We start from the raw sequence: 6,182 nt of genomic DNA on the forward strand, positions 1-6,182 counted from the left end.
CCGGGCGGTCCACCCCCACCAGCGTGCCGAACCGAGCCCGCAGGTTCTCCATCCGCTCGGCCACGTCCCCCTCGCTCACCTCGACCGGGTCGACCTCGACCTCGATGCCGGAGAAGTCCGGCAGGTCGAAGGTGGGCACGATGTCCACCTCGGCCTCGAACACGAAGTCCTGCCCGTCACTCATGGGCAGCTCGGTGAGGTTGACCTCCGGCTGCCCCAGGGGGGTGAGCTCGTTCTCACGCATGGCCTGGGTGTAGAACTCTGGCAGCGCGTCGTTGACGGCCTCCTGCACCACGGCGCCGCGGCCGAAGCGCTGGTCGATGATGCGCGCCGGCACCTTCCCCTTGCGGAACCCGGGCACGTTGACCTGCTGGCCGATGGTGGCGTATGCCGCGTCCAGCCGGGGCTTCAGCTCGGTGGCGGGGACCTCCACGGTCACTTTGACCCGGGTCTCGGACAGGGTCTTGACGGCACTCTTCACTGCGGGGCACTCCAAGGCTTGGGGGTTGCGCGGCGCATCCGTGGCCGCGAAGTCGGCAATCACGGCATGCTAGTCGGTCGGGGTAGCCGGATTCGAACCGGCGGCCTTCCGCTCCCAAAGCGGACGCGCTACCAAGCTGCGCCATACCCCGCGTCACATCCGCACACACCTGGGCTGACCGACCCTCCGGTGCTCGTCGTGCAGGACCGGTGCATTCCCGGGCGGCCGTTACACTATCTGCTCGGCGCGGCCAGCATGAAGGCCGCGCTCGCGGGTGTAGCTCAATGGTAGAGCCCCAGTCTTCCAAACTGGCTACGCGAGTTCGATTCTCGTCACCCGCTCCCGGACGCCTCACGACTGGTCGGGCTGCTGGGCCCGACCAGCGCACCATGTCCTGCTAAGGGCCTGCTAAGCCCCCGGATGTAGACCTCGTCTCGAGACAGACATCGAGGCGGGTGAGACGGGTGAACGGCGCACCGAGCACAGTGATGAGTGGCGCTCGGAGCACGCTGCGGCGCCCTACCGACCACTCTCCTGTTGCCTTGGGACAGGGCGCGCTCGCCCTGACAGAGAGCGCACTGCGGCAGCTGCTCGACACGGTGTCACCCACCGGCGCTGGCTCCTCGGATGCCGAGGTGCTCACCGCGGTGCTGGGTCGCCTGGCCGAGCTCGTCGCCTGTGCTGGCATCGGGTTCATCGAGCTGGACCGGCATCGCCACACCCTGCGAGCGACCCAGTTCATCTCCTCCGCGCCGGTGCGCGTCGCGCCCATCGATACCCGAGGCCTCGTCGTCCACCCCTTCCGTGCGCGGGACGACGGCGCCACCCTGGTCGCCGGCTACCTGCGCACGATCGGCTTCCGGCATGAGCTGATGGCGCCGCTGGCCGACCGCACCGGGGTCGCGTGCTGGCTCGTGCTGGCTCGTCTGCACGGCGAGGCCCGCTTCAGCGAGCGTGACCGACTGCTGCTCACGTTGTTGCAACCCCACGTGGCCGCCGTGCTGGACCGGGTCGGGGCACGGGGCAGGTCCGCCCCCGAGCTCACCGCCCGCCAGGTGCAGCTGTTGCGTCGTGTGGCCCGCGGGGAGACCAACCGGCAGATCGCCAGGCACCTCGGCCTCGCCGAGAGCACCGTGCGTACGCATCTGGAGCACATCTACGCCCGGCTCGAGGTCCACAGCCGGACCGAGGCCCTGGCCGTGGCAGCCCCCTTGCTCAACGGGTGAAGCCCGCTCCACCACCGCGGTCGGGACCGCCGCGTGGACGGTCCCGACCGCGGTCATGCTGTCGTCAGAACTTCGCGATCCACCAGCAGCCGCAGAGGGGCGACCCCGTGGGGATGCGGAACTCGTTCGGCAGGGTGGCGGGGTCGAGCTCGCCGTGCGAGGTGACGGCCAGGTGCACCTCTGCGCCGTCGGGGTTCACGAGCGGATAGGGCTGCACCCCGGGTGGGGCCTGCGCCTCATCGCCGACGCCGACCCGTCCGCTCAGCGTCAGCCACCCGCCTGCGTTGACGTGCCCGGCCGGGTTGTACACGCCGAACTCGACAGCGGGGTTGGTGGAGTCATCGGGCCCGCAGGGGCCCGTGCAGTTCTCCGGGTGGTTGAACACGAACATCCACAGCGTGAACACCTCGGGTGAACCGGGGGTCGTGCCGGCCGGGTAGACGTAGGTCCCAGCCTCGGGTGCGGGCATCCGCAGCGAGACGTGGAGGCCGTTGGGCTGCCGAACGAGGCGGGCGCCATCCTCAGCGAGGACCATTGCCCCGCCCTGCTCCCAGACGTCGGCTCTCTCGGCAGGCCCGGCAGCTGCCGGCACGGCGGCACCGAGCGCGAGCCCGGTTGCCAGCGTCATCCCCAGGAGAGCTCGTCGGCTCCCCTGACCCTTGCTCCGTGGCGGGCGGTCCTTGGGCGGCATCATGCTCTCCTTCCGGGCGTCCTGGGTCCGGTGCGACACGCGGCTCTCATCCATAGCCTCATGGTTCACGGCGCGGCCCCGCCGAGACATACGACGAATGTCGGATAGCCGGCGTCGCGCAGCATGCGCGACCGTGGAGACCTCTGGCCTTTCGACATTCCGGGGGCGCCAGGAGCACCGCGTTCTCGACCTGAGTGCCCGCGAAGGAGGCCGGACCATGGCAGCATCGCCTGTCCGTGACGGCTCGCCCGTCACGAGGTCCCACGACGTCACGCGGCGACAGGTGGTGCGGGGCGCAGCCATCGTCGGCGGAGCACTAATGCTGCCGCGGACCGGTCGGGCCTTCGCAGACGACAGGAGCCCCACCCCACCCGTCCCGGCGACCCGACGAGACGCCCGTGTGCCGCTGGCGTGGTTCGACGCCTGTCAGGAGCTCCTGCGCGATACGCCCGGGTACTCACCGCCGGTGGCCTCGCGCGCCCTCGCCTACCTCGGCGTCTCGCTCTACGAAGCGATCGTGCCCGGCATGCCCGGGTTCAAGAGCCTGCAGGGAGAGCTGACGGGGCTGGACCACCTCCCTCGGCCACCGTCGCGTGCGCTGGACTGGGATGCGGTGGCCAACGCTGCGCTCGAGACGGCCGTCCGCCGGTTCTTCCCTGGGGCGAACGCGGACCACCAGCGCACCGTCGACCGGCTCGCGGAGGCGTTGATGCCAGCCGCGTCGGCTCGCACCGTCCGATCCGCGCAGTATGGGAGCCAGGTGGCCGACGCCGTCTACCGGTGGTCCACGACCGACGGGGGCCACCTCGGGCATCAGCGGAACTTCCCGTCCGACTATGTACCGCCGACAGGGCCCGGACGGTGGGAGCCCACACCGCCGGAGTACCAGCCCGCGATGCAGCCCACCTGGGGAGACAACCGCACGTTCGTCCTGCCCTCCAGCGGCTCGTGCGCACCACCGCCGCCGACACCGTTCTCGTCCTCGCCTGAGTCGACGTTCTATGCCGAGGCTCTCGAGGTGTACCGCGCCGTCAACCGGCGCACACCGGAGCAGGAGGCCATCGCCCAGTTCTGGTCCGACGACCCGGCCATGACGTCCACCCCGCCCGGGCATGCGATCTCCATCCTCAGCCAGGTCCTGGCCGACCGTGACGCGTCACTGGCCGAGGCTGCCGAGGCCTACGCGAAGGTCGGGGTCTCCCTCGGCGACGCCTTCATCGCCTGCTGGGCGACGAAGTACCGACACCACCTGGTCCGCCCGGTCACGTTCATCCACGACCACATCGACACCACGTGGATGCCGATCCTCGGCACTCCCCCGTTCCCGGAGTACACCTCGGGTCATTCGGTCCAGTCAGCCGCCGCCTGCACTGTGATGGCCGACCTGTTCGGTGACCAGACCTCCTTCGTCGACCACACCCACGACGACCGGGGGCTGAGCCCCCGCGCCTTCAGCTCCTTCTCCTCGTGCGCCGACGAGGCCGCCATCTCACGCCTGTACGGCGGGATCCACTACCGGCCGGCCATCGACCTCGGCGTCGACCAGGGCCGCTGCATCGGACGACGGGTCGGCGAGCTGCCCACCCGACCGCGATAGGGCCCCGGAGGCAGGCACCGTCAGCGGCGCCAAGCCTCGCGCAGGTTCGCGCCCAGCACGACCACGGCCGCGACCAGGCACGGGACCGAGATCGCGTAGCGCCACTGGTCGACGCTCCAGTACAGAGCCAGCCCTAGGGCGGCCAGCGCCAGCAACCTCAGCAGCACGGCCAGGAACGCGCGGCGCAACAGGCCCTCGACGGAGATCAGGGAGAGCGTGGCGATCACGGCCACCCAGGAGGCACTGAAGACCCACACCGGCGAGACGACCACGGCGATGACGCACAGGATGAGGGGGGTGCTGATGACCGCCCACCACGAGAGCAGCCGACCCCGAACGCCCGGCACCGGCGCCAGCGGAAGCCGGCGGTGGGCGAGGTGGTCGTGCGGCCCCGAGGTCGCCCGTGCCGTCGCACCCGTGATGCTCAGCTGGTGCAGCTCGTCGCGCAACGCGGTCTGCTCCATCCGCCGGGCCATAGCCTCCTGCTCGCGGGGGGCGAGAGCGCGGATCTCGGCCGACCCGGGAGCCAGGCCGGCACCCGCCATCCCCAGCGAGTGCCGCTCGTGCGCGGCACGCTCTTGCAGGTCGCGCAGCCGGGACTCGATCTGCTCCCGGTGCGCCTGGATCATGGCGTGCTCGACGGTGGGGTTGGGGGCCACCTTGGCCAGGCCGGCCCATCCGACGGGGTCCGCCCACGACTCCCGGACGCTGCCGTCTCGCTCGTAGCGGGGCCCGGCCGGGCCGCGCTCTCCGCCCAACCGGTCCCGCGTGTCGTGCCCCCACAGGCCCCGGTAGGCCCAGACCCACGGCTGCGACTCGTCGAGCACGACCACCTCCCAGTCCCGGCTGCCCCCGGGTCCGATGGCGTGACCGTCACCTCGCGCGTAGTCCACGTACGGGATGGCCAGGCCCCCACCTTTCGCCGTCGTCGACCACGGGGTGAAGAGGCGGGCCCCGGCCCGCAGCCACCGCACCGCCGACGGCAAGGTGGGCGTCGGCACGGTGATCAGGTAGTCACCGGCGAGGTAGGCCCCCGAGTGGGACCCCGCCCCGCTGAAGACCACCGGATGACGCCCCTCGACCACGCTGAGATCGGGGTCGTCCCATCGCCGCCGCAGGTCGTCGCCGGTCTCGTCGTGCGCGGAGAAGACGACCCAGCGAGGCTCGGGCAGGCCCTCGGCGTCCACCGCTCCGGAGCCGTCCAGGTAGAGGGTGACCTGCTCCCAGTCTCCCTCGTGCTCGTTGACGCCCCCGAAGCCGGAGCGCCAGTTGTTGAAGGCGTAGAAGAACCAGTACTGGCACACCACCCAGTGCCCGTCCCGCACCACCCGGCCGTAGTAGGTCGGCCGGTCCGGAGCGAGGTGATCGCGCTGCAGCAGCAGCGAGCGCGCCGCGCTGCCCCCGGGGACGCTGCCGCGGAAGAGCAGGGACAGCCGGTTGAGGGCGTCGATGGTGCGGGCCGTCACACCGACCGACGCGAGCCGGTTGGAGCCGCGCAGCGCGGGCGGGCGGTCCTTCGGCGGGACGATGGCGGGGCGGGTGCGCGGAGCGCCGGTGTCGACACCCGACAGCGACGAGGCCAGGCCCTGTGTGACCTGGCTGACCTCGGTGAGCACGTCGAGGTCCACCTCTCCCACCTCCCGCACCACCCGGGACTCGCCGGTGGCGTCGTCACTCCACAGCGCGGCATGTTCGACATACCGTGCGGCCGAGACGGGAAAGAAGTACTCGCCGCGAGTGAACCGCACCGCGGGCTCGAAGGCCCGCAGCAGCTCTGCGTCCGCGGTCATGCTCAGGGCAGCGGCGGAAGGGTTCCGTCGGACTCGTACGCGGTCATCATGTCGATGCGCCGGGTGTGCCGCTCCTCGCCGGAGAAGGCGGTGTCGAGGAAGATCCCGACCATCTCGCGCGCCTCGTCATTGCTGTGCATGCGGGCACCGAGCGAGATGACCCGGGCGTTGTTGTGCCGCCGCGCGAGCTCGGCCAGCTCGGTGTTGTAGCACAGCGCCGCCCGGATTCCGGCGACCTTGTTCGCCGCCATCTGCTCCCCGTTGCCGGAGCCTCCCAACACGACTCCGAGCGAGTCGGGGTCGGCGGCCACCGCCTCCGCGGCCCGCAGCACGTACACCGGGTAGTTGTCCTGCTCGTCGTACTCATGCGGGCCGTGGTCGGTGACCTCGTGCCCCT

6 protein-coding genes and 2 tRNA genes are annotated in these 6,182 nt (G+C 71.0%); 3 read left to right on the forward strand and 5 right to left on the reverse strand.

All coding sequences use genetic code 11. The features are described 5' to 3' along the window. Both VJ976_RS08600 and VJ976_RS08605 read right to left on the reverse strand, forming a co-directional pair. On the reverse strand, positions 1-481 hold a 481-nt coding region (locus tag VJ976_RS08600; RefSeq protein WP_324099711.1), incomplete at its 3' end, for a trigger factor family protein. A 77-nt stretch (positions 482-558) separates the two neighbouring features. Continuing rightward, a tRNA-Pro gene (locus tag VJ976_RS08605) sits at positions 559-632 on the reverse strand. A 119-nt stretch (positions 633-751) separates the two neighbouring features. Between VJ976_RS08605 and VJ976_RS08610 the strand changes: the two genes are divergently transcribed. Both VJ976_RS08610 and VJ976_RS08615 read left to right on the forward strand, forming a co-directional pair. Beyond that, a tRNA-Gly gene (locus tag VJ976_RS08610) sits at positions 752-822 on the forward strand. A 201-nt stretch (positions 823-1,023) separates the two neighbouring features. After that, positions 1,024-1,707, forward strand: a complete 684-nt coding sequence (locus tag VJ976_RS08615; protein ID WP_324099706.1) for a helix-turn-helix transcriptional regulator — start codon at positions 1,024-1,026, stop codon at positions 1,705-1,707. A gap of 64 nt (positions 1,708-1,771) precedes the next feature. On the opposite strand, the gene VJ976_RS08620 is transcribed toward VJ976_RS08615, so the two are convergent. After that, entirely contained in the window at positions 1,772-2,452 is a 681-nt protein-coding gene (locus VJ976_RS08620) for a hypothetical protein (RefSeq protein WP_324099707.1), read from the reverse strand. Positions 2,453-2,615: 163 nt separating this feature from the next. Between VJ976_RS08620 and VJ976_RS08625 the strand changes: the two genes are divergently transcribed. Beyond that, complete coding sequence (locus tag VJ976_RS08625; protein ID WP_324099708.1) at positions 2,616-3,995, forward strand: vanadium-dependent haloperoxidase; 1,380 nt, start codon at positions 2,616-2,618, stop codon at positions 3,993-3,995. A gap of 20 nt (positions 3,996-4,015) precedes the next feature. On the opposite strand, the gene VJ976_RS08630 is transcribed toward VJ976_RS08625, so the two are convergent. After that, positions 4,016-5,785, reverse strand: a complete 1,770-nt coding sequence (locus VJ976_RS08630; protein WP_324099709.1) for a hypothetical protein — start codon at positions 5,783-5,785, stop codon at positions 4,016-4,018. Between the two features lie 2 nt (positions 5,786-5,787). Continuing rightward, the coding region (locus VJ976_RS08635) for an RpiB/LacA/LacB family sugar-phosphate isomerase (RefSeq protein ID WP_324099710.1) at positions 5,788-6,182 on the reverse strand (395 nt) is incomplete at its 5' end.

This window comes from Ornithinimicrobium sp. (assembly GCF_035267225.1).
In the GTDB taxonomy this organism is placed as follows: domain Bacteria; phylum Actinomycetota; class Actinomycetes; order Actinomycetales; family Dermatophilaceae; genus Ornithinicoccus.

What these genes read in the sequence shown, in the direction of transcription:
- VJ976_RS08620 (WP_324099707.1), bottom strand. Translation starts at nt 2,452, where the DNA reads ATGGATGAGAGCCGCGTGTCGCACCGGACCCAGGACGCCCGGAAGGAG.
- VJ976_RS08625 (WP_324099708.1), top strand. Translation starts at nt 2,616, where the DNA reads ATGGCAGCATCGCCTGTCCGTGACGGCTCGCCCGTCACGAGGTCCCAC.
- VJ976_RS08630 (WP_324099709.1), bottom strand. Translation starts at nt 5,785, where the DNA reads ATGACCGCGGACGCAGAGCTGCTGCGGGCCTTCGAGCCCGCGGTGCGG.